This window comes from Serratia sp. PL7, assembly GCF_945957435.1.
On sequence record NZ_CAMFLB010000005.1, the window covers coordinates 207,167 to 233,026 of the forward strand.

A 25,860-nucleotide genomic window follows, 5' to 3' on the forward strand; every position below is an offset into this window, starting at 1 on the left:
ACTGGCGCACGATCGCCCTTTATGCCCCTCCTTCGCAGCCCTGTCGACTAAACTTAACGTTCTGAATAAGGCGTCTGTCAGGCGTCAACATGAGCGACGAAAGGAGCACTTCATGCCATACCAGACAGTAAACCCCTTTAACAATCAGCTGATTAAAGAATATACCCCGCATAACGACGATCAGGTCGAACTGGCGCTAGCCCAGGCCGATGCGCTTTATCATTCCGACTGGGCCAAAGGCGAAATCATCCAGCGCCTACCCGTGTTGCATAAGCTGGCCGAGCTGATGGAGAGCAGGGTGGAGGAACTGGCGAACATTGCCAGCGTTGAGATGGGCAAGCTGATCGAGCAAAGCCGTGGTGAAGTGAAGCTGTGTGCCCAGATTGCCCGTTACTACGCCAACAATGCGCAAAAATTCCTGGCCCCGGTGAGCTATGAGTCCAGCCTGGGTGAGGCCTGGGTCGAGCATCATCCCATCGGGGTGTTGATGGCGGTCGAGCCTTGGAACTTCCCTTTTTACCAACTGATGCGCGTGCTCGCCCCTAACCTGGCAGCCGGGAATCCGGTAGTGGTCAAGCATGCCAGCATCGTGCCGCACTGCGCCGAAGCGTTCGAGAGGCTGGTGCATGAGGCCGGAGCGCCCAAAGGGGCCTATACCAACCTGTATATTTCCCAGGATCAGGTGGCCAGCATCATCGCCGATGATCGGGTGCAAGGCGTGGCGTTGACCGGTTCGGAAAAAGCGGGCAGCATCGTGGCGGCTCAGGCGGCCAAGAAGCTGAAAAAGGCCACGCTGGAATTGGGAGGTAACGACGTTTTCGTCGTGCTCGACGATTGCGATCTCGAGAGGGCCGCCAAAGTGGGCGCACAGGCGCGGCTCAACAATGCCGGGCAGGTCTGTACCGCCGCCAAGCGTTTTATCGTGCAGGAGAAAGTGGCGAAAGCCTTCCTGCAACAGCTCACCGAGCATTTCAAGAATGTGAAAATGGGCGATCCGCTGGATGAAACCACCACCTTAGGGCCGCTATCCTCCAAGTCTGCCTTGGAAGGGCTGACCGAGCAGGTCAATGAGGCGGTGAAGCAAGGGGCCAAACTGCACCTGGGCGGCAAGGCGTTACAGCACGAAGGTAACTTCTTTGAACCCACCATCCTCACGCATATCAGCCGCGATAACCCGGCTTATTTCACTGAGTTTTTCGGCCCGGTGGCGCAGGTCTATGTAGTGAGCGATGACGAAGAGATCGTCAAACTGGCCAACGACTCCCACTACGGGCTTGGTGGGGCCATTTTCAGCACCGATATTGAACGAGCCAAAAAGCTGGCCTCACGCATTGAAACCGGCATGGTATATATCAACTCCTTGACCGATACCGCACCTGAGCTGCCGTTTGGCGGTATTAAACGTTCCGGCTTTGGCCGCGAGCTGTCAGACCTGGGGATTAAAGAGTTTGTGAACCAGAAACTGGTGGTGGTTAGCCATAGCTAAGGTTTTATACTGGAGGGGCGCTAAGTGGGCGCAGCATGCTGTGCCCACTATAAAATCAATCGGTTAGTTTAGCCAACCCTGCGACGGCCATTTCAAGATAGGCGCGCGGACAACCGAGATTGATGCGGATAAAACCCTCCCCCTGCTCGCCAAATCCATAGCCCATCGAAGGCGCAATCTTGGCCTGTTGACGCATGGCCAGCTGCAGAGCTTCATCATCCACCCCCAGCGCACGGCAATCCAGCCAGGCCAGATAAGTGCCTTGTGCTGATATCATCCGGCACCAGGGAGCCGCCTGCTCCAACGCCTGTGCAAACCAGCGCCGGTTCTCGGCCAAATAAGCCAACAAAGCATCTAGCCACGGGCCACCCTGCTGGTAAGCCGCCGTCGCTGCCGTCATGGCAAGCGCGTTGAAAACGTCTAACCCGTGCGCATTGAGCCGTTCGACAAATTGCTCACGCAGCGCCGCATTCGGGATCAGGAAATTGGAGATGCGTAGCGAGGACAGACCAAAGGTTTTACTGGCAGAGGTTGCCACAATCACCCTATCGTGCCACTGCGACCCCAGGTGTAAAACCGAGGTAAAGCGCTCTTCCGGCAGGATCAAATCCGCCCAGATCTCATCAGAGATCACCGTCACCCCGTGTTGCTGGCACAGCGTCAGCAATTGCGTCAGTTCCTGCTGGTTCCAGCAGCGGCCGGTTGGGTTATGCGGATTGCACAACACCAGCAACGGCGGCTTCTCCCGCTGCAACAGCTCGGCCAACTGGGTAAAGTCAAAGTGATACTCCCCTTCCCGCTCCTGCAGTGGGTTCTCGAGTACCCGACGACCATTGAGGGTGATCACCTTCTTAAAGGAGCCGTAATAAGGCCCCTGCACCACGACGCCATCACCGGGTTGGCTGAGCATCTGGATCAGCAGCGCAATCCCCGGCACAACCCCTTCGATCGAGGTAAACCATTGCCGTTGCAACGGCAGTTGGTGGCGTTGGGCAAACCACTCAATAGCCGCCCGGTAGTAATCTTCATCACGTTCGCTATAGCCAAATACGCCATGTTCGACACGCGCATGCAAAGCCTGCTGCACTGCTGGCGGGCAAGGAAAGTCAAAGTCTGATACCCACATCGGCAACAGGTCGGTTTCATTCAATTGCAGATAATGCCCCATGAAATCCCATTTTACCGAGCTGGTATGGTGGCGATCGACCACCTGGTTGAAATCAGGCTGTTTCATTTGGCGTCTCCTGTTGTTGAGCCTCTGGCTTCACTCTGGCGATGCCAAAACCGGTAAAACCGTAAATCAAAGCGAAGAAGACCGCCGCGTAACACTGCACCGCCCAAGGCAGCAGATCCAGCGTGCTCACTCCCAACGTGGTCGCCATATAAACACCGGCCGCCGTCCAGGGAATGAGGGGCTCAATCACCGTACCGGCATCTTCGATGGTGCGTGACAGGTTGGTGTTGTCCAATCCCATGCGACGATAGGCGTCCTTATACAGCTCTGCCGGAATGAGCAGCGCCAGCTTGCCATCGCTGGTCGCTCCGGTGACCAGGATGGTAGTCCCTACCGTGGCGGCAATCAGTTGGCCGGTGGTACGTACCACTTTCAGCAACCGGTTGATAATCACCGTCAGTGCGCCGGTCAGCGTCAGCGCACCGGCAAATGAGAAGGCACACAGAACCAGCAGGATGGTGCTCATCATTGAGAACATGCCCCCCCGGTTAAGCAAGCGCGGAACATCGGCGATCACGCCGCTGATATCATGCCCGCGTTCAGCAAACATCGACAGGTTGAAGCCGTCCATCAGCGCGTTCAGGCCCTGTTTCAGGCTAAAGCCCTGCATCACCACGGCGAGGCCGATCGCCAGCACACAGGCAGCCAGCATGACCGGGATCACCGCCCGTTTGGTCACAGCGCCCCACAGCACCAGCACCGGCGGCAGGATCAGCAGCAGGTTGAAATGATACAGGCTTTCCAGCCCAACAATGATGTCAGTGACCCGCTGTGGCGTAGCAACCGTTCCCACCACGCTGCTATGACCGGCGATCAGGTAAACGGTGGCTGCCAGCACAAAGCTGGGCAGCGTGGTATACATCAGGTGTTTGATATGCGCATAGAGATCGGTTTCGGCCACGATAGCGGCAAAGTTGGTCGAATCCGACAGCGGAGAGATTTTATCGCCGAAATAGGCACCGGAAACCACCGCGCCCGCCGCCGCCGCCAACGGCACATCCAGCCCCGCCGCTACGCCCATCAGCGCAACACCAACTGTCCCCGCAGATCCCCATGAGGTGCCGGTACAGACGGAAATCACGCTGGTGAGGAAGAAGGCCGCAATCAGAATATATTGCGGGCTGATCACTTTCAGCCCCCAGTACACCATGTAAGGAATAGTGCCGCTGATCATCCAGGTACCAATCAGGCCGCCGACACAGATCAGGATCATGATCACCGGCATGGCCTTCGCCAGCTTGCTGACGATCGAGTTTATAATGTCATCCCAGCTGTAGCCCTGCCACAGTGCCAATCCGGCAGCAACGGCCGCCGAAAGCAGTAACAGCGGTTCAATACGTAATTCCCACACCCCATAGCCGACGATCAACAGCGTCAGCATGGCAACGATCGGCAGCAAAGCCAGCCAAAGGTTGAGCGTTTTCTTACCATCCATAGGTCACCCCGAGTTGTTATTGATGTGCCGCTAGCGTAGTGAATCCTGGTTTACCGGGGTGTGAGCTAGCGCCTCAAGCCATGTAACCGCTTTCATGACGGATAACTTTGTGATGCAGCTCTCAGAACAACCTCTGGACAAGCTATCCCTGCCAGCGAGTGACCGAGTCACGCAGCACCAGTTCAGCGCTAAACATGTTATTTTGCGGCGGCAACCCTTGCTGTTGCTGGCTCAACAGCGCCAGCTTGGCCGCCCGTTTGGCCATACGCTCGATGGGATAATGCATGGTGCTTAACGCGGGATACAGATAGCGCGCCAGCACCACATCATCAAAGCCGATAATCGACAGTTGCTGCGGCAAGGGGATTTGGCGCTGGTGCAAGGCTCGCATCATGCCGGCGGCCATCACGTCATTAAACGTCACTGCGGCCGTAAAGTGATGACGGCTGGAAAGTATCTGCTCTGCGGCCAATTCTCCCCCCTCTTCATCAAAGGGCACGCTGATCACCCATTCACCCGGAACGTCGATCCCCGCCTGTGCCATCGCATTGCGGTAGCCCTGTAAACGCAGCTTGCGATCGTCAATGGGTAAATCGGCGGTCACACAGGCAATGCGCCGATGCCCCTGTTGCAGCAAATGTTCGGTCGAGGCCTGAGCCGCACTGACGTTATCCAACCACACGCAGCGGTTGGCAATGGCAGGAAAGTAGCGATTGATGATCACCAAACCGGGGGAGTGAGCGGCATAGCGCAGCACATCGGCATCGCTCATACGGGTGATGTGAGCGACAATCGCCTCACAGCCCTGATTGATCAGAAAATCCAACCCGGCCTTTTCGCGCTCCGCCTGGTGCCCACCGCTGCACACCATAAGCTTCGCCCCTTCTTTGCGGGTTACCTCTTCCACCCCACGCGCCAAGCGCGAGAAAAAGGGATCGGCCAGATTGCCGGTCAGCAGCCCCAGCATGTTGCCACTACGTTTGGCTAACGCCAGCGCCGCCGCATTGCGGTGGTAATTGAACTCACGCATCGCTTTTTCGACACGCTCGCGGGTCACCGGCTCGACATAGGCGGTATTGTTAATCACCCGAGAGACCGTCGCAGCGGAAACCCCGGCTCGCTGCGCCACCTCTTTCATTGTCGCCATCAATTATTCCAGTCGGTATCATTTAATGAGTTGATAATAAGCAGGGGGGAGTAACAAATCCAGAGGGTCGAGTTCAGCTTATTTAAACAAAAGCCCCCCATACCACAGGGTATGAGGGGCAACGATCACGCTAACTTCAGAATAACCAGAAACCATACCCCCACAGCAAGACAGTCAGTCCAAGTAGCAATTCAAGTAACAGAATGCCGATCGCCAAGGTTGAGCTGGAGAAGATAAACCCCTCTTTGCGATCGATATTCAGGAAGTGTGGAATGCCGAGATACAGCAGATAGCCCGAATACGCCAGGCCGATAATGCCGACAAACAGACACAGCCAGACCAACGGGTACAGCGCCACTAATCCGCTGAGAAACATCGGGGTCGCAACATAGCCCGCAAAGACCATACACAGGTGCAGGCTTGGCCGGGATTCATAACGCCGCGCCATCCAGTGGATCACCTTGCCCATGATCGCCACGCCAGCCAGCATCAACAGATAAAACGCGACGGCGGTGTAGAAAGCAGTGAACATATCCAGGCGGATTGCCTGCCCTTGACCAGAGAGCCAGCCTAGCCGCGTGGTACCGATAAACGCGCTGACCACCGGTATCAATGCCATTAGCAGCACGTGGTGGGTATACAAGTGCGAGACGGATTCATTCTCGCTTTTGATCTGTTTGAATTCGGCGTTGGGATGCGCCAGCAGACCCCAGACATGATTGACCATGAGACACCTCCTCATTTCGCCGCCAACCGCGATCGGCGAACGGAAAACACACCACTGGCGGTTCAGACACCGCGCAAGGGTTGCGGCTATCAGGCTCTCGGCCCTGCATCAATTATAGTCTTTGGTTGAAAAAACGTACGCTGTCAGCGGCCTGTGGGTTACTCTGCACTATAATCAATATGTTGCGTTACTTGATGGAGGGAGACCATGACAACCAAGATCCGCACCCGCCAAAGCGGGATTAATAACGTGCAGGCCGGACAGAACGTGATGGTGATCGAACCCAGCAACCTGTATGGCTGCCAGTTGGGGGACGATGTGTTTGTCGGCCCGTTTGTCGAGATCCAGAAGAACGTCTGCGTGGGCGCGCGCAGCAAGATCCAGTCGCATAGCTTTATCTGTGAATACGTAACCTTGGGCGAAGATTGCTTTATTGGCCACGGCGTGATGTTTGCCAACGATCTGTTCAAAGGGGGCGCCCCTAACGCCGACCCGGCAAGCTGGGGGCACACGCGGCTCGGCAACCGGGTTTCTGTAGGTTCTGGTGCCACCATACTGGCCGTGGAAATCTGCGATGACGTGGTGATTGGTGCCGGTGCGGTAGTCAGCAAAAGCATTACCCGCAAAGGCATTTATGCGGGCAACCCCGCCAGGCTGCTAAGGGAGCTGGAATAATTGCATCAGGCGATCGGCATTGAAATTATCAGCGAACTCCCCTTTGGTTACCTGGAATACGGTGATTTTTCCTTTGCCGTCGCCTGTTATGCTCAACCCTGTTTTGATAAGCCGGTCGAGCAGTGGCCAACCCAGCCAGTGGTTCCTTTCAATAAAGTCTATCCGCTGGCCCCGTTCCTCAATGACGATGGGGAGACCTTCCTCGCTCGTTACCAAGGGGAAGCCGTGGGGCATATCACTCTCAGCAAAAACTGGAACGACTATACGCTGATCGAGGAGATTGCCGTTAGCCGCCCCGCTCGCCGCCAAGGCGTAGCCACAGCGCTATTGGATGCCGCACGTCATTGGGCACGAGAGCAGGACACCGCGGGGCTGATGCTGGAAACCCAAAACAATAATCTGACTGCCTGCCGCTGCTATCAGCGCTATGGCTTTGTGCTGGGTGGCATCGATCATTTACTCTATCGTGGGCAACCGGACATTGCCGATCATGAGATCGCACTGTTCTGGTATCTGCCGTTCAATAATGAAGTGGGCTATTGATTTACCGCTTTTTGGGTGATGCTGGGTTTACCTTGCGCACGCCATACTGGCCAGACCAATGATCGCTTGGGAGAGAGGGATGCGTGGCTTGGCCCTGATAATATTGAGTACGACGCTGATGGGTTGCAGCGGTAAACAACCGGCCAAAATCCCGGTAGAATCCCTACCGCAACAGGTGAAACCTCTGACAATGGCGACAGTAATGGACGATTACACAGTAAACAAACTGCAGGCAGCGCTGGCTCTGCATGCGGCGGTACCGGAAATCGATAAAGGGCGGGCCATCGAGCTGCTCTCGCAGACTTTCCTGGAAACCCCTTACCTAGCCAACCGGCTGATCGGTTCCGCCACCGCAGCGGAACAATTAGTGATCGATTTCCGTGGGGTAGATTGCTTTACCTATCTGGATTACGTGCAGGCGCTCAGAACCGCCACCAGCGAAAACGACTTCGTCGAAAATGTGATTCAGACGCGCTATATCAATGGTGATGTCAGTTTCCAGCAGCGCAAGCATTTCTTCACCGACTGGGCGCACACCCGCCAGATCCTTGCCGATGACGTCACCGCGCAGCTCAGCCCGCATGCCATCACCGTGGTCAAACAGCTCAACCGCAAAGCGGATGGCGAGCTCTATCTGCCTGGCATCGCGGTCACCGAGCGCAACATCACCTATATCCCTAGCGAATTTATTGATGAGCAGGTGATTAGCCAATTACAGACCGGCGACTATATCGGCATCTATACCAAGCTGGCAGGGCTGGACGTTACCCATACCGGCTTCTTTATCATGACCCAAAATGGGCCGGTGCTGCGCCATGCTTCCTCACGCCCGGAAAACCACAAAGTGATGGACTCGGCGTTTGCCAACTATGTACTGAATACGCCGGGTATCGTGGTGTTACGGCCACGCTGATCGCCGTGTTATGAGCTATAAGAAATTGTGCTTAACCAGGATTTGACTTGGCTACGGCCATAGGTTTAGCTGTTGGCACAACACTGACCGATCTTATTGTTTTTACAGGGAGTCACTCATGGCAATTGTTTGGCGCTGCACCGCCTTGGCCGCAGCATTAGCAGCAACGTTGTTATTACAAGGGTGCGATCAGAAGGCCGATCAAAACCATATCAAGGTTGGCGTCATTAACGGTGCCGAGCAGGACGTGGCGGAGGTCGCCAAACGGGTGGCCAAAGAGAAATATGGCCTGGACGTTGAGCTGATTGGTTTTAGCGGTTCGTTGCTACCCAATGATGCCACCGACAAAGGCGAACTGGATGCCAACGTATTCCAGCACCGCCCCTTCCTGGAACAGCAAAATAAAGATCACGGCTACAAACTGGTGGTGGTAGGCAACACCTTTGTGTTCCCAATGGCTGGCTATTCGAAAAAGATCAAATCGCTGTCAGAGTTGCAGGACGGCGCAGTAATTGCCATCCCGAACGATCCCACCAACCTGGGCCGCGCCCTGTTGCTGTTGAAAAAGGTTGGGCTGATCGAACTAAAGCAGGGTAAAGGCCTGCTGCCAACCTCGCTGGATATCAGTGCCAACCCGCACAACTACCAGATTATGGAGCTGGAGGGCGCGCAACTGCCCCAGGTATTGGACGATCCTAAAGTCGCGGTGGCGGTGATCAGCACCACCTATATCAACCAGATAGGCCTGACGCCGACCAAGGACGGGATTTTTATCGAGGATAAAGATTCGCCGTACACCAATATCGTGGTGGCACGCGAAGATAATAAAGATGCGCAGAACGTGCAGAATTTCGTGAAAGCCTACGAGTCCGATGAAGTCGCCAAAGCGGCAGAAAAGATCTTCAACGGCGGTGCCGTCAAAGGCTGGTAACTTCCCCCGCGATCGGTTGCAGGTGCCGGTTGTTGGTGCCTGCAATGCTTCACAAAAATTCCCCCCTCCCTGCTTGACCCTCACGTAACGTCAGGCTGTAGTATCTCAGCTCACACCAGGGAGATAATCAGCATGTTACTGAAAGTCGGCGAACTTGCCCGCCGTTCGGGAATAACCGTAAGAACCTTGCATCATTATCACAGCATTGGGCTGCTGCTCCCCTCTGCACGTTCTGATGCCGGATATCGCCTTTACAATCGGGAAGATATTACTCGCCTGCACCATATTCAAGCCTTGCGGCGAATGGGAGTCGCACTTGCAGAAATCGACTCGATTCTGGCGCACTCGGGGCTGGCGTTACCCGCGGTTATTGAACAGCAAATTGCCATGCTCGATCGGCAACTGACGCAGATAACCACGCTGCGCAGCCGCTTACAGCATATGCACACCCAATTGACCCAAGGCAGTGAACCCGAATTGAATGATTGGCTGATCACGTTGGAGATGATGACCATGTACGATAAATACTTTACCGCCGACGAACTGGCACAGCTGCCGTTCTATCAGGCCGACGAAGCGCGTAATCGTGAATGGCAGGAGATGGTGAGCACGGTGCAAGAACTGATGGACGGTGGGGCAAGCGCCGAAGATCCGCGTGCTCAGGCTATTGCGCGCCGCTGGATGTGCACGCTGGAGCGTGATACCGCAGGCAATCCGGCATTTCTGACCCGCCTCAACGCCATGCACGCCGATGAGCCTTCGATGCGCGAACAAACGGGGATCACACCGGCAATGACCGATTACATCACCCGTGCCTTTGCCGAAACCAAGCTGGCGATCTATCAAAAATACCTGTCTGATACCGAATATGCCTATGTCCGCACGCACTATTTTGATCGCATTCAGGAATGGCCAGCGCTGATTGCCCAATTCCAGCAAGCGATGCAGCAGGAGGTTGCGCCTGCATCGACACAGGCTAAACAGTTGGCGGCCCTTTGGCTGGAGCTATTCCAGTCCTATGCCAGTGACAATCCGGCCACCCAGATGAAGATCCGCCAGGCGATGGAGCAAGAGCCGACATTGACCGAGGGCACTTGGCTCACGCCGGCGCTGTTGGACTATCTACGCCAGTGCGTCACGCAACTGATGCGGCGGTAACCCGTGTCCCCTCACCCCAACCCTCTCCCACAGGGAGAGGGAGCTGGTCAGAGTACTTGGTTAACCCGCGATATTAATAAAATATATTAATATCAAATAACTATAGGACAACGGAACTGGTTTGTACCTTCGATGCATCTGCGTCGTTTCAGGAAGTAATGGAGAGTATCAACGGACTGGATCGGTCCCCTCTCCCTGTGGGAGAGGGTTAGGGTGAGGGCGAGGGGCAACACCTAACGCAATGACATACCTTTCTTCACCTAACACATTTCTCTGCATGAAAAATACCATCATTTTTTCTTATCCCCGCCAGACAAAAAGCCAATTTATCTTGTCGCCAGGCGCGGTGCATAATGCCTTGGTACTCTGATTTATCATCATAAAAGGGAGCACTATGTCACTTGCAACCCCACCGCTGGCAACGCTAAGCGTCTCCGATGCCAGCACTGAGGATATGGCGGCCATTCAACAGATTTATGCTCATCACGTGCTTTACGGGCCAGCCTCGTTCGAAGAAACGCCCCCAACGCTGGAAGAGATGCAACAGCGCCGCCATAACGTCTTGGCTGCGGGGTTACCATGGCTGGTGGCGAAGATGGAAGACCGCGTCGTGGGCTATTGCTATGCCACGCCGTATCGGCCGCGGCCTGCTTATCGCTACACCATCGAGAATTCTGTCTATGTCGCCGAAGGCCTGCAAGGGCACGGTATTGGCAAGACATTACTCGGCGCATTGATTGCTCGCTGTGAGCACGGCCCGTGGCGGCAAATGCTGACAACGATTGGCGATGCTGCTGGCAATGCAGGCTCCCTTGCCCTGCACCGCAAGCTGGGCTTCACCAGCATCGGCACCCTAAGCGGCGTCGGGTTTAAATTTGGCGGTTGGCTGGATACCCACATTATGCAGCGGCCACTGAATGGCGGCAGCCATACGCTGCCTTAGGCCCTTTCCGGGCAAGCTGCTGATTTTCATCTATAGTTAATCTTGTCGTGGCTTAGCGATCTCAGCGTGCATTCACGCATTCACTAAACATAAACAGTCGGGAGAGACGGATGAAAATTTTTCTGTGGATTATTGCGATTATCTTTATTGTTGGCCTACTGACCATTACCGGTGTGTTCAAACTGATCTTCTAGTTCTCACCACCATTGGGCGCTTCAATGCGCCCAATGGTGGTGAGAGAGTTGATTGAGAAGGGTCTGCCGTATCTTCTTTGCATCAAGCCTTAAAACGAGCCCGCACCGAACTAATCCCAGAGACCACCAGCATCACAACGCCACCAGCGATCAGGCCGAACACTGCATTCAGCAGCGTAGGGGTCAGCCCCCCCAGGATCGCACCTACGCCAGGTACCACCATAGAATAACTCGCCCAGTCGGTGAACAGATGATGCACAGGCGGTAGCCCGTGGGTCAAAATCCCGCCACCCACCATAAACATGGCCAGGGTACCCACCACCGACAGCGTTTTCATCAGATAAGGTGCCGCACTGACAATACCTCGCCCTAACGATTGCGCCAGCGCGCTACGCTTACGGGCCAGGTAGAACCCCAGATCGTCCAGCTTGACGATGCCCGCCACGATGCCGTACACCCCTACCGTCATCACAATGGCGATACCACACAGCACAATCACCTGCTGGCTAAAGGTGGCTCCGGCTACGGTCCCCAGCGTGATGGCAATAATCTCGGCGGAGAGTACAAAGTCGGTACGAATGGCGCCTTTAATTTTGCGCTGTTCATAGACTGCAACGTCCTCACTGGTATCCAGTTCCGCTTTTTCTTCTGCCTCTGCGCCCTTGCGGTGCATCAGACTGTGGTAAACCTTTTCAAACCCTTCATAGCAGAGGTAAGCCCCACCGATCATCAGCAGCGGCGTAATCGCCCAAGGGGCAAAAGCGCTGATCAGCAATGCCAGCGGTACCAGGATCGCCTTGTTGATAAACGAGCCCTTGGCCACCTTCCACACCACGGGGATTTCACGATCGGCCTTAACACCACTGACCTGTTGGGCGTTGAGCGCCAGATCGTCTCCCAGCACCCCGGCGGTCTTTTTGGCCGCCATTTTCGTCATCAGTGAAACATCATCCAGTAACGAAGCAATGTCATCGATCAGGGTTAATAAGCTACTGCCTGCCAAAATGCACTTTCCTTATCAAAGGGTGGGATAGCCATACCGGTTTAGCATAGCGGGTTGAAAACATGAAGAGGGAAAATCTTAATGATTTTACTGTAGCTGCGGGTTTAAGTCGTGAATTTTGCAGAATGGGAAAGTGATAGCCTGCCGCGACAGGCGGCAGGCTAATAAGTCACGTTTTATTCCGTGTCGTTCTTCGCCAGGGCGGCATCTTTCTGGCGGCGATAATCGCGCGCCGCCGCTGGGATCGGCGTTACTTTGCCGGTTTCAATCCAGGTGCGCAGACGGCTGGCGTCCGCAAAATGGGTATATTTGCCAAAGGCGTCCAACACCACCAGCGAAACGGAGCGGTTACCAATCACGGTACGCATCGCCAAGCAGTGTCCGGCCTGATTGGTAAAACCGGTTTTGGTCAGCTGGATATTCCATTTCGGGTTGTAGACCAGATGGTTGGTATTGCGAAACGGCAGCGTATAGTTGGGATCCTTGAAGGTCGCCATCCGTTCGGTAGTAGTGCTCAACTGGCCGATCAGCGGGTACTGCTTGGTTGCCAACATCAGCTTGGTCAGGTCACGCGCGGTAGACACGTTATGAATCGATAGCCCGGTCGGCTCAACGTAATGCGTATTGGTCATGCCTAGCGCTCTCGCCTTGGCATTCATCGCCTTGATAAAGGCGTTATAGCCCCCTGGATAATGATGCGCCAAGCTGGCCGCGGCCCGGTTTTCCGACGACATCAGCGCCAACAGCAACATATCCTTGCGGCTGATTTCGCTGTTCAAGCGCACCCGGGAGTAGACCCCTTTCATTTCTGGCGTCTGGCTGATATCAACCGACAGCATTTCGTCCAGCGGCAGGCGGGCATCCAGCGTCACCATCGCCGTCATCAGCTTGGTGATCGAGGCTATAGGGACCACTTCATCGGGGTTACGTGAATAAATCACCCGATGCGTTTGCATATCCAGCACCATGGCACTGCCAGAAGCCAGCTCAGGCTGGGTGGCCTGCACTGCGGCGGTTTTATTGCTGGCTAATGCACTCGGCACCAGTCCAGAACCGGCTTGCAACGCGAGCAGGGTTAGAACCAAAACACGGATTTTCACATGTATTACTCTGTAACGGAGGAGAGAACCGACTGCGTTGAATTATAAGTGAGGGATATAGAATTGCACTGTGATTGTGAGTAGCTATTTGTGACAAAATCTATCGGCGCAAAATTTATGCAACCCGCGAGCGTACTGGGTTGTACGCCCGCAAGGTAAAAGTTACAGCGCTGGCTGCCAGGCAGATTGCGGCAATAGGTACAATCCGGCAGCATGCTGCTCACCGGCCCCCACGATATGCCCGATACCGGCGGCCATCACGGCCAGGGTCACATCAAAGGCATTCAGGCTGTCGCCGTAGCCTGCCGTCAGGTTGAACATAGACCCGTTGGCCAGCAGATACAGCGTTTTGTCTGCCAGTTGGTAAGCATTCACAAACGGCATTGGCTCGCTGTGCGGCAGGGCTTGCAGGAAACCGACGTCGATCTCTTCCGCCACGTGTCCAACGTTGAGGATAAACACCCCATCCTTGGCCCGCTCCAGGTGCCGTGCAGACAGCACGTTCTTGGCTCCGGTGGCCGTGGCAATCACGTCCGCCTGCTCTACGGCAGTGGCTAAATCGACTACCGCCCAACCATCGTAGCGCGCTTGCAAAGCACGAGCCGGATCGATTTCCGCCACGATAACTTGCCCGCCATAAGCCTTGGCAGAAGCGGCTACGCCCTGGCCTACCAGCCCATAGCCAATCACCACCACACATTTTTCATGCAGCGTCAGATGCGTGGTCTGGAAGAAGGTATGCCAGGCGGTCAGCCCAACCATGTGGCGGTTATGCAGCCCTTCTTTTACCGGCAGGTCATCCCAGTTAAAGATCGGGTAACGTGGCGCAATGCCCCCCAAGCGGCTGATGCCTGAACCGGTCGCTTCCAGCCCAGCCTTGATCTGCGGGCCATTGGCAGATTGATGCAGGCGAGTGGTCAGATCGGCTCCCATCTCACACAGATGAGTCGGCCCCCAGGCCAGCGCGCGGTCGAACGATTCAGACCAGTCGGCATCGCTCATATCACGCCAGGCGTGCGCTTGGGCACCGTGACGCTCCAGCCAGGCCACTACGTCATCCTGTACCGTCGTCGGGTTACAGGTGGTGAGATAAATGGCCGCGCCCTTATCCAGCAGCCCAGCTACCAACGGGGCCATTTTCAGATCCAGGTGCATGTTGCACGCCAGGCGCACGCCGTGCAGATCCGGTAACGCCGCTACTGCCGCGCGGGTACGTGGCATATGGCGCATGGCCCACTTCAACTCACTGTCAAAATCCTGATACATCGGTTACTCCTCTACTACGCCACGCCGCCAGGGCATGGCAGAATGATCAATCTGCATCGCATGGCGGCTATTATCACTTATCTCACAGCAAAAAACCGAGGTGACTATCATGGCAGCAGCATGAGTGATGGTTTTTCCGATCGATCAGGGGGGAGGAACCTCCGAACGGATTGTTCAGCAGGTATAGGCCGCGATGACGCAACTCACGGCCCGGTATCAATGATAAGGCTAGAACAGGTAACGCACGCCTAAAGCAAACTCACTGGAAACCAAGCGTGCTTTCATTTGCTCATCTTTCAACCCACGGGCATTGGTGAAGTTATTGTAGCCACTTTCAATCTTGCCCATATCCACGTAACGGTAGCCCAAATCTAGATTGAGCCGTTCCATCGCCGCATAGCTGATCCCTGCGCCGATGGAGTAAGCCAGATTATTTTGCGTGCTTGCCGCGTATTGGCGCGAGGTATTACCCTGCCAGCCGTCGGATTTCACTTTGGCGATACCCAGGCCGACCGTGCCATAAAGCGAGAAGTCATACCCTAGCGCGTAGTCACGATAGGCATTGAGCATCAGGCGCTCAGCGTCCACTTTGTGGTGATTGTAGCTACTGGCAAAGGTGGTGGAGCCGCTGGTGTATTCGCTTTTCTTTTTGAACACATACTCCGCCTCACTGCGCCAGCCATTGCCAAATTGATAGCCTGCAGCGATAGCCCCGTTATAGAAATTATGTTTTTCGTCACCGCTGACAAAATCACCCACGCCTGGACGGCTGCTGGTATCCATATCTTCTGCTGATTGTCTGGCGTGCAATAGTTTTATTGCCCCGTAGTATCCCTCTAAATAATCATCGGCTAAAACATTACCGGAAACAACGGAGAGGGAAACCAGCAGTACCAGAGGTTTAATATTCATGCGATCCTCGCTTGAAAGGTTATTTATGATGAACAATGAAGGTTCAGCTAAAATAACCAGCGCGCAGCGGTGTCGCAATTCGGTTGAATACCTAAGGCTCTAGGTATTTTTACTTAACTCTTGCTGGAGAAAACAGCTCACCATAGACTTTCATTAACTTCACCGACGAATTGATCGCCAATTTGGCAAATAAATTGGCACGATGGGCCTCTACCGTGCGCGGTGAAAGCTCCAACTCCTGAGCAATTTCCTTGCTGGATTTTCCTTGCATAATCAACCCAGTGACCTCCAGCTCCCGTGCTGACAGCGCATTGAGCCTCTCTTGTAGTTCGGCTGTTGCTTGCCTCTGTTGTTGCAACATTCGCTGATGTTCCAATGCCCCAGCGACAGTTTCGATCAACAGATCGGCATCAATGGGCTTGGTCAAGAATTCAAAAGCCCCGTTTTTGAAGGCCCGCCGGCATAAATCAATATTCCCGTGGCCGGTCATGATGATAACGGGGATCTCCAGGCCCTGTTGTTGCCACTCTTCCAGTAGCGTGATGCCGCTTTTGCCCGGCATGCGGATATCCAGCAGCAAACAACCGCACAGCGCCTGCGGTTCTCCCATCCACTGTTGAAAATCCAGACCATTTTCATAAACCAGCGTTTGCCAGCCCATGGTTGCCAATAGTGAAGTTAGCGAACTACGGATGGCCCGATCGTCATCAATCAGATAAATAAACTGTTCCATCACTCCTCCTGAGTGTTTAACGGAAACCACAGGGTAAAACGCGCTCCCTGACCGGCCATATTTTCCACCGTAATAGTGCCGTTCAGGCGCTGAACCAGAGTTTCTGTCAGCGCCATGCCCAGCCCCAATCCCTCCTGGCGAGTCGTGAAGAAGGGAATAAAGACCTGTTGTAATGCTGGTTCAGAAAGCCCTGGCCCACCATCGGTAATCATCAGCTGGATCCCTTGATCCGAGTATTCAGCATCGATTGCCACCCAACCTGGCTTCGGCTGATTGGGCTGTTGTGCCTGAATGGCGTTGGTCACTATGTTATGGAAGATTTGTTCAACCCAGAGAGGATCGGCTTGCAGAGGGGGTAACGCATCGGGCATCCGGTTAACGATCCTGACCTTGCCCTTGTTGATCTCATCTTCCAGCAGCATAGTGACGCGCAACCAGACCTTATGCAGATCGACCTCTTGCAATACCACCTGCTCATGCGCCAATTTTTGCCGAAATTGCAGCAGCAACGTACTGATGCGTTTGATTTGTATCACAGCCGCATCAAGCAGCGGCATAGCTTTATCCTGCTGCTGTTGGCCTAACAGGCGCAGGGCGGCCTGGTTATAACTTAACACCGCAGTCAGCGGTTGGTTGAGTTCGTGAACCATGCTGGCCGTGATTTCCCCCATGGCGTTAAGCCGCGTCAATTGCGAGAAGTGTTCACGCAAAACGGCAATATTGCGTTGGCGTTTTTGAATACGGTATTGGGCGATAAAATAGACGACACCAGCCCAGAAAACCGGCAGCAGCAATAACAGCAACCAAGGCATACGTGCCCAATCAGGGTCGTTTCGAGCGGATAATTCAAAGGGCTGTAAGGTGTTGTTGATCCCCTTGTCCCATTGCCAATACGCCGGTTCAGCATGATCCCCCTGCTCAAATAAAGGCTTATTTTGCCAACTCAGGCCGATCTGCCGGAAATCATGACGCTGGGGAATGTCCGCAAATAACAGCGCAGGATCGATCAACAGCGCAAAATGTTGGTGTGCCAGCCAGTAAGTTCCCTCTCCCGTTGGCGTTAAAGTCGGGATTGGCTGTGCCTGTGGCATACGTTTCCATGCCACAATCTGCGGGAATTTTTGCTGGACGATGGCGGGATCGCTGGACACCGACAGTAAGGAAAGCACCGTCTCAAGCTGGGATAATTTAACCGTCACCTCACGATATAAAATACGATAGGTAACTGATTGCTCTTCATATTGCTGTTGCAAAGCATAAATTATCACCCCGCTCCCTGAAAACAGAGATAGCACCAACCAGAGAGCCACCTTGAGCATAATATCTCCATGTCATTGGCAGACGAGTTTATTAATAGCGGATTAAACACTATGCGAATGCAAGAATCTATAATTAACAGCAGGCCGTTTCAATTCACCTCCCGCTGCGGAAACAGGGTGTTATAATCCTATTTCATCGCAATGAAGGAACAACAATGACGGATTTGGCCCACTACATTACCCAATATGGCTACTGGGCGCTGCTGATTGGCTGCCTGCTCGAAGGGGAAACCATCACCCTGCTGGGAGGAATTGCGGCACACAACGGGTTGCTGCGCCTGCCGCTGGTGATTGCGGTGGTCGCCATTGGCGGCGCCTTGGGCGATCAGGTGCTCTATTTTGCCGGGCGCCATTTTGGTGGGCGGGTGCTTGCCCGTATCGAGAGCCAACAAGCCCGCATTGAACGCGCCCAAAAGCTGATTGCCAGCCACCCGATTTTATTTGTGATTGGCGTACGTTTTATGTACGGATTCCGGCTTATCGGCCCGGTGTTGATCGGTGCCAGTAAGCTGCCCCCCTCGCGCTTTATCCCGCTGAATATTCTAGGGGCTATCCTGTGGGCCACGCTATTTGTACTGCTCGGCTATTTTGGTGGCCAGGCCATCAGCAGTTTTGTCAGCGGTAGTGACAAAAAGCTGTATAGCCTGCTGTTCTGCGTGGTGACGATCGCCGTTATTCTGCTGCTTCGCTACTGGTGGCGGCGTCGTCATACACAATAAGACTATTTGTTGAGCATCAGCTTCAGGCCCAGTAAGGCCAGCACGCTGCCGCCCAGGCGATCGAACCAGGCTTTGAAACGAAGGTAGATGCGGCGCGGGCGCGGTGATGACAGCACAAACGCCACAAAGGCATACCACAGCAGATCGACGGCCAGAGCAATCAGCGGCAACACGATATACAGCACCATGGGGATCTTATGGCTAAGCAACGCCGCAAACACGCTGCCGAATACGATAGCGGTGTTCGGGTTGCCCAACTGGGTTAGCAGCCCGGTGGTGAATGCACGGCGAAAGCCTAGCTGCTGGCCGCCAACCGCTTCGATCATCAACGGCTGATTGGCTCCGCGCAGCATTTTGAATGCCAGATAGATCAGATAGGCCCCCCCCAGCATTTTCAGCGTGGTATACAGCCAAGGCAGCGCAAGCAGCAGCGATTGCAGCCCCAACAAGGCAATGAGTGCGAAGATAAAACAGCCGATCCCCATCCCCAATGCCACCGCCATCCCATCGCGCCGTGACGAAGCCACCGCCGTTCGCGCTACCAGAATAAAGCTTTGCCCTGGGCTCATCGCACCAAGTGTAATAGCCCCGGTAATGCTGAGTACCGATAATAACGTTTCGTTGATCATGCCCTTTCCCCTTGCCTGGTTCCGTTAATCAAATTAACGCGCTGGCCAAAATAAAAGCAATAGAAACGTAAGGATACGTGAGTAAAACTTCGGCGAGTGCGCAGCAATGTCCCCTCACCCCAACCCTCTCCCACAGGGAGAGGGAGCTAGCCCGGTACTGTTGTCAGGTACAGAAGCTAGTCTGTGGCATGGCTGATATTGAGGATAAATGCCGTTGTTAATTTGTGGCTCGATCGGTCCCCCTTCATACAGAGGTTAGCTTGTGGCATGGCTGATGTTGAGGATGAATACCGTTGTTAATTTGTGGCTCGATCGGTCCCCTCTCCCTGTGGGAGAGGGTTAGGGTGAGGGGCCAGTCATCAACGCCACCAACTCCCTGGCCGCCTTCTGTTGCGGCTGGTGCTTCAGCCAAATCAGGTGCACCGGCAGGCGCAGTTCGTTTTTGGTATTTTTAAATTTCAGGCGGATCAACCGGCCCTGTTCCAGCAATGGCGCAGTTAACGACAGCGGAAAGTTGCCCCACCCCAGCCCGGCTTCCACCATGCTTAGCGCCATCGGCAAACTGTCAGTACGCCAGAAGGATTCCGCTACTTGTGGGCGTTTATCGGCCATAGGCAAATCCCGGCTGGCCACCATGATCTGCCGCACGTTGACCAGTTCCTCCAGGAACAACTCGGCACCGCCAGCACCCAGGGCTGAATGCTGCGCCGCAATGGTTGCCACCAACGACTCGCTACCCACATAGTGAAAATGTTCCTGGCTGTTAACGTCCAGCCCGCCGAATGCCAGGCACAGGCTGACCCGCTGTTGATGAAGCATATGCAAAACATCATCCTGCGGGGCGGTCAATACCTCGATATCCAACAACGGGTAGCGTTCCGCCAGCGCTTTCACCGCCGCCAATAGACCGCTGCTGTTGATATCAGACGCCACACCAATCGACAGCCTGCTTTCCAGCCCCTGAGAAAGCTCAATGGCGTGGTTCTGCAGCTGCTTGAGCTGTTCGGCGATCAAGCGCGCGTGGGGAGCCAGTGCCAATGCTAGTGCGGTGGGCACCGGTTCGCGATGCGAGCGGTCAAACAACTGAAAGCCCAGCTCTGCTTCCATATTGGCGATCCCCATGCTGACCGCCGAAGGCACGCGCCGCAATGCCCTGGCTGCCGCCGAGAATGAGCCGCGATCCAACACGGCCAAAAACAGTTCGATATTGTCACTGGAAAAATTCATCGCCCCACCTGTCAGTAAAACTGACAGCTCCTGACTTTTTCTATCAATAGTATTGACGTTATCTTACGCATCGGGTTGCCGGACGTCATCAGGCACGAAAAATAAAGCAGGAGAAAGACATGCAAGGCGTGAAGCGCAAACTGGTCTATGTGACCGCTTATGAAGTTATCGGTATGGTCATTTCGGCCCTTGGTTTGGCACTACTGTCCGGCTCCGCCCCAAGCAGCACCGGGCCGTTGGCGGTGATCATCACCACCATTGCCGTTAGTTGGAACCTGATTTACAACTACTTGTACGAATTCTGGGAAAGCCGCCAGGCATCACGCAGCCGCACGCTGAAGCGCCGCATTCTGCACGCGGTGGGCTTCCAATTAACGCTGGTGGTTTACTTGATCCCGCTGATCGCCTGGTGGATGGAGATTTCCCTGGTACAGGCCTTGCTGCTGGATATGGCGCTGATCGTGATTATCCCCTGCTACACCTTTGTGTTTAACTGGGCCTTCGACAAAATATTCGGGCTGCCGACCTCCGCCCTGCCTGCCGCCGAATCGGCCTGAGTGAAACCCTCTCCTTCTGCCTGGATAAAATATCCGTTGGGCAGGGGGAGATCATATTGGCTAACCTATTCCCAAACAGTCAATAAGATAAAAAATCTTATAATTCAATAGCCACAATCACCTCTCACTTCCTCTCCAGACGCTCTCAAACCTATCCAACTGAATATTGCTTTTTTGGTATGAGCAGAAAGCAGGCAGGATAAATCGCCAATGGAACCGCAGTTTTTTTGCCTCGATTACACAGAACGGGTAGCATGCTTCGCCGTTATTTAACGACGTTGGTATCAACCATAAACTGCGGAATGTTGCCATGACCTCATTCCCATGATGCAAACAGACAGGAAACAGGACGAATAATGCACTCAGACAAAACGACTGCACATGACAAGCAGGCGGCGAGAAAACGTTGGTTGGACTCACATGAGTCCGGTTACCACAAAAGCATGGGTAAACGGCAGATACAGATGATCGCCATTGGTGGCTCAATCGGCACTGGCCTATTCCTTGGCACCGGCGCACGTTTACAGATGGCTGGCCCGGCATTGGCGCTGGTATATCTGGTGTGTGGCGTGTTTTCTTTTTTCATCCTACGCGCCTTGGGCGAGCTGGTATTACACCGCCCATCCAGCGGCAGTTTCGTGTCCTATGCTCGCGAATTTCTCGGTGAAAAGGCCTCCTACGTTGCAGGATGGATGTACTTTCTTAATTGGGCGATGACCGGCATAGTCGATATCACCGCCGTAGCGCTGTATATGCATTATTGGGGTACCTTCGCCGAGGTTCCCCAGTGGCTGTTTGCCCTGGGTGCGCTTGGGATTGTGGCTACCATGAATATGATCGGCGTGAAATGGTTCGCCGAAATGGAGTTCTGGTTTGCGCTGATCAAGGTCGCCGCCATCTCTCTGTTCCTGGTCGTGGGGGTCATCTTCCTTGGCGTCGGCACACCGGTAGCGGGTAATACAACCGGTATCCACCTGATCACCGATAACGGCGGCATGTTCCCACACGGTCTGTTGCCTGCTTTGGTATTGGTACAAGGGGTGATCTTCGCCTTTGCCGGTATCGAGCTGATAGGCACCGCCGCTGGCGAGTGTAAAGATCCGGAAAAAATGATGCCAAAAGCGATCAACAGCGTGATCTGGCGTATCGGTTTGTTCTATGTCGGCTCGGTGGTACTGCTGGTTCTGCTGTTACCCTGGAATGCCTATCAGGCTGGGCAAAGCCCGTTTGTCACCTTCTTTTCCAAGCTTGGCGTACCCTACATCGGTACCATCATGAATATCGTGGTGCTGACCGCCGCCCTTTCCAGCCTCAACTCTGGTCTGTACTCAACAGGCCGTATCCTGCGCTCACTTTCCATGGGGGGGTCAGCACCGAAGCTGATGGCTAAAATGAGCAGCCAGCAGGTACCTTACGCCGGTATTCTGGTGACCTGCGGTATCTATGTGATTGGCGTGGTGCTGAATTATCTGGTGCCATCGCAGGTGTTCGAGATCGTGCTGAATATCGCTTCACTGGGCATCATCTGCTCTTGGGCATTTATTATCGTTTGTCAGATGCAACTGCGTAAGGCGATCAAGGCAGGGAAAGCCAAACCGGTGGCGTTTAAAATGCCAGGAGCACCGGTCACCTCGTGGCTGACGCTGTTGTTCCTGTTAGCGGTGGTGATCATGATGGCCTTTGATTACCCGAACGGCACCTGGACTATTGCCACCATCCCAGTGCTGGCCGTGCTACTGCTACTTGGCTGGTTTGGCCTGCGCAAGCGTGCCGCACAGGTGAAACTGGAACAACAGGCTCACGAGCAACAGATCGGCCAATAAAGGTTAACTTATCGGGTTTACCCAGCACTTTCGCTGGGTAAACCTGACGACGACACGTCACAGATCTACCAGTAGCATCGTTATTTAGGCAAAGCGTGATTTCATCCATTCGCGCAGCCGTTGAATATGCAGGTACAGCGCAGGAATAAAGAAGATCCCGACCAGCGTTGCCAGTAACATCCCGCCAAACACGGTAATACCGATGATTTGGCGGCTCATCGCCCCGGCTCCGGTGGCAAACACCAGCGGCATCACCCCGAGAATAAAGGAAATGGCCGTCATCATCACCGCCCGGAAACGTTGCCGGGCACCGTCCTGCGCGGCTTCGCGAATGCTGGCTCCCTCTTCACGCCGCACCTTGGAGAACTCAACGATCAGGATGGCATTCTTGGCCGCCAGGCCGATCAACAGGACCAGCCCGATTTGGGCGTAAACGTCGTTGGCGAACCCCATCATGCGTAACCCCGCGACCGCCCCCGCCACCGCGAATATCACCGACAGCATCACCACCAGCGGGACGCTCCAGCTTTCATACTGTGCCACCAGGAACAGATAGGCGAACACCAGCGCCGCCAGATAGATCAGCAAGGCTTGGTCACCGGTTTGTTGTTCCTGCCAGGACAGGCCGCTCCAACTGTAGCCGTAACCCTTTGGCAACTGCTCGGCCAATAAAGACTCCATGGTTTTCATCGCCTGCCCAGAGCTAACCCCCTCAGCAGCAGAACCGTTCACCGATACCGCCGGAAACTGGTTGAACTGGCTGATAAAAGGCGCGCCGATAGAAGGCGTGAGCCGCACCAGATTGGCAAGGCTCACCAAAGCACCGGTGTCGCTGCGCACGTTCAGGCGATTAATTTGTTCGGTGCGTTGCCGGAAATCCATATCGTTTTGCAACTGCACCCGGAACATGCGGTTATTAACCGAAAAATCCCCCACGTTCAGGCCGCCAAGCGAAACTTGCAGCGTATTGAAGATCCGGCTGACCGGCACCTGCAACAGCGCGGCCCGTTCACGATCGACCGCCAGGTCGATATCCGGCACCACGGCACTGAAAGTAGTAAATACCCGGCTCAGCTCTGGCCGCTGGTTGGCCGCAAAAATAATCCCCTGGGCCACCTGAGCCATCTGCTGCGGCGTTTGCCCCTCCAGCGCCAGCAGGCGTAAATCAAAACCGGCGGCGTTGCCTAGCCCGGCGATGGCCGGTGGATTAACCACCATGATCATCGCCGAGGGGATCGCCGCCAGCCTGCCCTGAAGATCGGCTAACACCCGGTCAACATGCTCGCGTTGGCCCCAGGGTTTGAGCATCACGATGGCGAACCCCGCATTAGGTGAATTCCCCCCGCTCAGCAGACTGAAGCCGGTAATTTTGATCACATCTTCCACCGCCGGGTTTTGTATCACCTGCTGATGCATCTGATCCATCACCGCTTGGGTACGTTCAAGGGAAGCCCCATCCGGCAGTTGTACGTTGACGAAGAAGTAGCCCTGATCCTCCTCCGGCAGGAAAGAGGTTGGCAGGCGGCTGTAGCCATACCAGGTGGCCAAGCCAACGACTAAAAGTGCAATCACCGTGGTTAATGCCCGCTTGCTGGCCAATGCGGCCAAGCGAACATAGCCATCGCGCATCCGGTCCATACCCCGGTTGAAACCACCAAAAAAACCGGTTTGCGCCAGCTCACGCCGCCGGATCAGCGTGGCACAAAGCGCCGGGGACAGCGTCAGCGCGTTGATGCTCGACAGGATCACCGCCGCCGATAGGGTCACGGCAAACTGACGATACAGCTCACCGGTAATGCCCGGCAGCACCGCAATCGGCACAAACACCGCCATCAGCACTAACGTCGTGGCGACGATCGGCCCGGCAATCTGGCTAATCGCCTTGCGGGTCGCTTCTGCCGGGCTAAGAGAGGGATCTTGAGCCAGCAGACGCTCTACGTTTTCCACCACCACGATGGCGTCGTCCACCACAATGGTCAGCGCCAGGATAATGGCGAACAGGCTCAAGGTGTTGGCGGAGTAGCCGAAAGCGTACAGCACGGCGAAGGTACCGAGCAGCGATACTGGAATGGTCAGCGCCACGATAAAGGTGGCCCGCAGGCTCTGTAAGAACAGATAAACCACCAGCAACACCACCGCCAAGGTTAACGCCAGCGAGAGGGCAATTTCATGCAGCGTTGCCGTTACCGGGCGGGTGGAGTCATATTTGATGTCATAGCTCATATCGCTGGGGAAGGATTGCGACAAACGTGCCATCTCCTGGCGTACCGCATTGGCAACATTCAGTGCGTTAGCTCCCGGCGTGGGGTAAACCACCAAAAATGCCGATTCCTGTTGGTTAATCGAAGCATTAACCTGGTAGTTTTGCGCTCCCAACTCGACCCGCGCCACGTCGCCCACCCGCACCGTGCCCCCATTGGCACCGCTGCGGATAATCACTCTGGCGAACTCCTGCGGATCGGTTAAACGCCCCTGCCCGCTGATGGTCAAGGTTTGCTGCTGTCGGGAAGGAGAAGGCGCGGAACCGATCTGGCCTGCTGCGGCCTGCACGTTCTGCTGCTGCAACGCCTGTACGATGTCCTGCACGCTGATATTGAGCGACTCCATACGCTGCGGATCGAGCCAGACACGCATGCTGTAATCGCGGGCACCAAACACCTGCACATCCCCCACACCGCTGATGCGGGCCAAGGCATCACGCAGTTGGATACTGGTGTAATTGCTCAAAAACAGCGTGTCACGGCTGCCCTTGGGAGAGAACACGCTTACGCCCAACAGCAGATTCGAGGCCCGCTTGCGCACCGAAACCCCGTTGTTATTCACCTCCGCCGGTAGCTGCGCGCTAACCTGTGAAATACGGTTTTGCACCTCCACGGCGGCCATATCCGGATCGGTGCCGCTGGCAAAGGTAATGCTCAGTTGATAACCGCCGTTGTTGGCGCTGGTCGATTCCATGTACAGCATGTTGCTGACGCCGTTGACCTGAGCCTCGATGGGCGATGCCACCGCCTGAGCCACGTCGCGGGCGCTGGCTCCAGGGTAGAGCGCGCTGACGGAAACGACCGGTGGTGTGATATCGGGGTACTGTTCCACCGGGATCACCTTGAGGGAAACGATCCCCACCAGAGTGATCACCAGAGCAATCACGATGGCGAATTTTGGCCGCCGGATAAAGAAATGCAGCAT

General features: G+C 55.0%; 23 protein-coding genes. 10 read left to right on the top strand and 13 right to left on the bottom strand.

All coding sequences use genetic code 11. The features are described from left to right. The first annotated feature begins 112 nt into the window (after positions 1–112). Entirely contained in the window at positions 113–1,486 is a 1,374-nt protein-coding gene (locus N6G83_RS23275) for an NAD-dependent succinate-semialdehyde dehydrogenase (RefSeq protein ID WP_211134591.1), read from the top strand. Positions 1,487–1,541: 55 nt separating this feature from the next. Here the strand turns inward: N6G83_RS23275 and N6G83_RS23280 are convergent, their stop codons facing one another. The 4 genes from N6G83_RS23280 to N6G83_RS23295 all read right to left on the bottom strand — a co-directional run bounded on the left by N6G83_RS23280 (position 1,542) and on the right by N6G83_RS23295 (position 6,029). Beyond that, positions 1,542–2,720 (bottom strand): MalY/PatB family protein, encoded by a 1,179-nt coding sequence (locus tag N6G83_RS23280; protein WP_211134590.1) that lies wholly within the window; start codon positions 2,718–2,720, stop codon positions 1,542–1,544. Then, positions 2,707–4,155: a Na+/H+ antiporter NhaC gene (gene nhaC / locus N6G83_RS23285; RefSeq protein WP_211134589.1), complete on the bottom strand. Its 1,449-nt coding sequence runs from the start codon at positions 4,153–4,155 to the stop codon at positions 2,707–2,709. The genes N6G83_RS23280 and nhaC overlap by 14 nt, the downstream gene beginning before the upstream one ends. Before the next feature lie 142 nt (positions 4,156–4,297). Next, positions 4,298–5,302, bottom strand: coding sequence for a LacI family DNA-binding transcriptional regulator (locus N6G83_RS23290; protein ID WP_161711856.1), 1,005 nt, complete (start codon positions 5,300–5,302; stop codon positions 4,298–4,300). A 136-nt stretch (positions 5,303–5,438) separates the two neighbouring features. After that, positions 5,439–6,029, bottom strand: coding sequence for a Yip1 family protein (locus tag N6G83_RS23295; RefSeq protein WP_024527420.1), 591 nt, complete (start codon positions 6,027–6,029; stop codon positions 5,439–5,441). A 207-nt stretch (positions 6,030–6,236) separates the two neighbouring features. On the opposite strand from N6G83_RS23295, the gene N6G83_RS23300 reads away from it, so the two are divergent. From N6G83_RS23300 to N6G83_RS23325, 6 genes are all read left to right on the top strand, one after another. After that, a complete protein-coding gene (locus N6G83_RS23300) occupies positions 6,237–6,704 on the top strand; it encodes an acyltransferase (protein WP_024527419.1) in 468 nt (155 codons plus the stop codon). Continuing rightward, entirely contained in the window at positions 6,705–7,247 is a 543-nt protein-coding gene (locus tag N6G83_RS23305; protein ID WP_065686770.1) for a GNAT family N-acetyltransferase, read from the top strand. Positions 7,248–7,326: 79 nt separating this feature from the next. Further along, positions 7,327–8,160, top strand: coding sequence for a DUF1460 domain-containing protein (locus N6G83_RS23310; RefSeq protein ID WP_211136493.1), 834 nt, complete (start codon positions 7,327–7,329; stop codon positions 8,158–8,160). A gap of 118 nt (positions 8,161–8,278) precedes the next feature. Beyond that, positions 8,279–9,091, top strand: a complete 813-nt coding sequence (locus tag N6G83_RS23315; RefSeq protein WP_098928156.1) for a MetQ/NlpA family lipoprotein — start codon at positions 8,279–8,281, stop codon at positions 9,089–9,091. Between the two features lie 132 nt (positions 9,092–9,223). Next, complete coding sequence (locus tag N6G83_RS23320; protein WP_211136492.1) at positions 9,224–10,249, top strand: MerR family transcriptional regulator; 1,026 nt, start codon at positions 9,224–9,226, stop codon at positions 10,247–10,249. A gap of 394 nt (positions 10,250–10,643) precedes the next feature. Then, positions 10,644–11,192, top strand: coding sequence for a GNAT family N-acetyltransferase (locus N6G83_RS23325; RefSeq protein WP_211136491.1), 549 nt, complete (start codon positions 10,644–10,646; stop codon positions 11,190–11,192). Between the two features lie 276 nt (positions 11,193–11,468). Here N6G83_RS23325 and N6G83_RS23330 read toward each other — a convergent pair whose 3' ends face one another. From N6G83_RS23330 to N6G83_RS23355, 6 genes are all read right to left on the bottom strand, one after another. Further along, positions 11,469–12,389 (bottom strand): DUF808 domain-containing protein, encoded by a 921-nt coding sequence (locus tag N6G83_RS23330; RefSeq protein WP_065686766.1) that lies wholly within the window; start codon positions 12,387–12,389, stop codon positions 11,469–11,471. Positions 12,390–12,565: 176 nt separating this feature from the next. Next, positions 12,566–13,495: a D-alanyl-D-alanine endopeptidase gene (gene pbpG, locus N6G83_RS23335; RefSeq protein WP_211136495.1), complete on the bottom strand. Its 930-nt coding sequence runs from the start codon at positions 13,493–13,495 to the stop codon at positions 12,566–12,568. Positions 13,496–13,651: 156 nt separating this feature from the next. Then, on the bottom strand, positions 13,652–14,755 hold the full coding sequence (locus N6G83_RS23340; protein WP_024527411.1) for an adenosylhomocysteinase: 1,104 nt from the start codon (positions 14,753–14,755) through the stop codon (positions 13,652–13,654). Positions 14,756–14,983: 228 nt separating this feature from the next. Next, positions 14,984–15,667, bottom strand: a complete 684-nt coding sequence (locus N6G83_RS23345) for an outer membrane protein (RefSeq protein WP_024527409.1) — start codon at positions 15,665–15,667, stop codon at positions 14,984–14,986. A gap of 109 nt (positions 15,668–15,776) precedes the next feature. Continuing rightward, positions 15,777–16,400, bottom strand: a complete 624-nt coding sequence (locus N6G83_RS23350; protein ID WP_211136490.1) for a response regulator transcription factor — start codon at positions 16,398–16,400, stop codon at positions 15,777–15,779. Beyond that, entirely contained in the window at positions 16,400–17,668 is a 1,269-nt protein-coding gene (locus tag N6G83_RS23355; RefSeq protein ID WP_260524032.1) for a sensor histidine kinase, read from the bottom strand. Before N6G83_RS23355 ends, N6G83_RS23350 begins: the two co-directional genes overlap by 1 nt. A 206-nt stretch (positions 17,669–17,874) precedes the next feature. Between N6G83_RS23355 and N6G83_RS23360 the strand changes: the two genes are divergently transcribed. Next, a complete protein-coding gene (locus N6G83_RS23360) occupies positions 17,875–18,438 on the top strand; it encodes a DedA family protein (protein WP_211136488.1) in 564 nt (187 codons plus the stop codon). A gap of 2 nt (positions 18,439–18,440) precedes the next feature. Here the strand turns inward: N6G83_RS23360 and N6G83_RS23365 are convergent, their stop codons facing one another. Further along, entirely contained in the window at positions 18,441–19,067 is a 627-nt protein-coding gene (locus tag N6G83_RS23365) for a LysE family translocator (RefSeq protein ID WP_211136487.1), read from the bottom strand. 339 nt (positions 19,068–19,406) lie between these two features. Next, on the bottom strand, positions 19,407–20,294 hold the full coding sequence (locus N6G83_RS23370; RefSeq protein ID WP_065686761.1) for a LysR family transcriptional regulator: 888 nt from the start codon (positions 20,292–20,294) through the stop codon (positions 19,407–19,409). A 119-nt stretch (positions 20,295–20,413) separates the two neighbouring features. On the opposite strand from N6G83_RS23370, the gene N6G83_RS23375 reads away from it, so the two are divergent. Beyond that, entirely contained in the window at positions 20,414–20,851 is a 438-nt protein-coding gene (locus tag N6G83_RS23375; protein ID WP_024527404.1) for a PACE efflux transporter, read from the top strand. 356 nt (positions 20,852–21,207) lie between these two features. After that, positions 21,208–22,674, top strand: a complete 1,467-nt coding sequence (ansP, locus tag N6G83_RS23380) for an L-asparagine permease (RefSeq protein WP_024527403.1) — start codon at positions 21,208–21,210, stop codon at positions 22,672–22,674. Between the two features lie 84 nt (positions 22,675–22,758). Here the strand turns inward: ansP and N6G83_RS23385 are convergent, their stop codons facing one another. Further along, positions 22,759–25,860 carry an efflux RND transporter permease subunit gene (locus N6G83_RS23385; RefSeq protein WP_211136486.1) on the bottom strand — a complete coding sequence of 1,034 codons (3,102 nt, stop codon included), beginning with the start codon at positions 25,858–25,860 and terminating at the stop codon, positions 22,759–22,761.